Origin of the sequence: Aliivibrio sp. 1S175 (assembly GCF_001690985.1) — a bacterium.
Lineage (GTDB): Bacteria > Pseudomonadota > Gammaproteobacteria > Enterobacterales > Vibrionaceae > Aliivibrio.
In genome coordinates, this window is sequence record NZ_MAJS01000014.1 from 1 (window position 1) to 1,708 (window position 1,708).

Genomic DNA, 1,708 nt, shown 5'->3' on the forward strand with positions numbered 1-1,708 from the left:
CCCAAGAATAAATTGTATTCACTTTGTAAAGTTGATCTCTTAGCCGTTTTTTTTGTTCATCTGCATTCATTTAGTTCACATCCACATTAATTGTTCTAATAGCAGATTCTTTAAATGCAGGTGATATATCAAGCTCACCTTGGCTATTACCTGAAGCAATATAACCTAACTTTTCATGCTCTGATGCTTGCCAGTTAAAAGGCAGACTAATGAAGACCGTAATATTATCTTTGATTGCACCGCCTAAATCTAAACGATAGACTGGATTTCCCGTTTCACCTTTACTCCAAATACCATTTTGTTCATTTACCATCACAGCCGTTTTTAATGAAGAAGCCACATAGCTATACTTATTTTGCATTGGTTTGTTAGGTGCATTAAAGAGCATTATTTGACCTGATTTGTGGCTTATAAGTAAATCACTCTGCAACTTCATCTTGTTGATAAATTGGATGCTTGTATTGATCATTTAATCTTTTGATCTCCATGATTTCCATATTTATAGAAAGTGATTGTAAGTTGGTAAGTAACTCCATTTTTTCTTCGAGAGTCGAAGTGTATACAAGGCCTTTATATTGAAGCTTACCTTTTTCTGGGATCGTAAATGACACTACTCCATCATTCCTTATATGAAAAACAACACTACGCTCATCAATGAATATATGGCTCTTATCTACGGTTGACTGGAAATTTGTCATCCCAAATGACATGAGCGCAAAGGCCCCTGCTCCAACAAAAGCCAATGGGCCAAGCATAAAGGCAACGATAATACAGACCACAATACCAACCCAAGCAAAGCCTCGCGCAATTTTATAAGCCATCTCTGGGATCATGTCTTGTTCAGTGTAATGAATACCCATTGATGTTAGGTGGTAACAACGATGTTTATCTGGTGTAAAAAGATATCTTGAAATCAATACCATCATAGTCAGGAAAGTAAATATCGCCCAAAAAGAATATGAATTTAAGGTTATATCTTCAGAAACAGACCAAAGAAATAACAAGATAAGTAAACCAATAAATACCGAATACCCCCAGTTAAATAGATTATTATATTTTAATCCAGCCCCTTCATAATCCCATGCATAAATAATCTCTGCACTATACAACTCTTCTTTTAATTTAATTATTTGATCTTTAGAACTCATCATTCACCTCAACTTTAATAGTGCGGGTAATGTTATCTTTCTGTGCAGCCGATACAACAAGTTCACCCTGGTTATTACCTGAAGCAATATAGCCTAACTGATCATGCTCTGATGTTTGCCAGTTAAAAGGCAAGTCAATGAAGAGCGTAATACTATCTTTGATTGTACCAGCTAAATTTAATAGGCAGATTAATTTCGATTGTTTCATTCTAATCTTGAATGAAAATAGGATGCTTAAACATATCATTGAACTTGGCTAACTCTACGTACTCTATATTTTTTTGGCTATTTTGAATCACTGTTATAATTTGTTTCTTTTGCTCTAAAGAAGGCACGTAAAAGTCTCGACGACAACAATAACCATGAGCTGTATAACTGTCTACTCTGAACATAGTATCGTTAAGTAGATTAAATAAAATTGGCCTCTCAGAAAAAAAAACTTCATGCTCTTGTATAGTTGACTGGAAATTTGTCATCCCAAATGACATGAGTGCAAAGGCCCCTGCTCCAACAAAAGCCAAAGGACCAAACATAAAGGCTACGATAATACAGACCACAAT

The 1,708-nt window shown here is 35.1% G+C and carries 3 protein-coding genes and 1 pseudogene; all 4 read right to left on the minus strand.

Translation table 11 applies throughout. The annotated features are described in order from the left end of the window. Window positions 1–70: 70 nt before the first annotated feature. Window positions 71–388 (minus strand): hypothetical protein, encoded by a 318-nt coding sequence (locus tag A6E06_RS07790; protein ID WP_065593337.1) that lies wholly within the window; start codon window positions 386–388, stop codon window positions 71–73. Between the two features lie 31 nt (window positions 389–419). Beyond that, complete coding sequence (locus tag A6E06_RS07795) at window positions 420–1,151, minus strand: hypothetical protein (RefSeq protein WP_065593338.1); 732 nt, start codon at window positions 1,149–1,151, stop codon at window positions 420–422. Next, window positions 1,138–1,356 (minus strand): hypothetical protein, encoded by a 219-nt coding sequence (locus tag A6E06_RS07800; protein WP_065593339.1) that lies wholly within the window; start codon window positions 1,354–1,356, stop codon window positions 1,138–1,140. The genes A6E06_RS07795 and A6E06_RS07800 overlap by 14 nt, the downstream gene beginning before the upstream one ends. A gap of 1 nt (window position 1,357) precedes the next feature. After that, a pseudogene (locus tag A6E06_RS07805) lies at window positions 1,358–1,708 on the minus strand (hypothetical protein); the annotation flags it as partial.

Excerpts from the sequence above, each read along its gene's own strand:
- A6E06_RS07790 (WP_065593337.1), bottom strand. The coding sequence starts at position 388 with ATGCTCTTTAATGCACCTAACAAACCAATGCAAAATAAGTATAGCTAT.
- A6E06_RS07795 (WP_065593338.1), bottom strand. The coding sequence starts at position 1,151 with ATGATGAGTTCTAAAGATCAAATAATTAAATTAAAAGAAGAGTTGTAT.
- A6E06_RS07800 (WP_065593339.1), bottom strand. The coding sequence starts at position 1,356 with ATGAAACAATCGAAATTAATCTGCCTATTAAATTTAGCTGGTACAATC.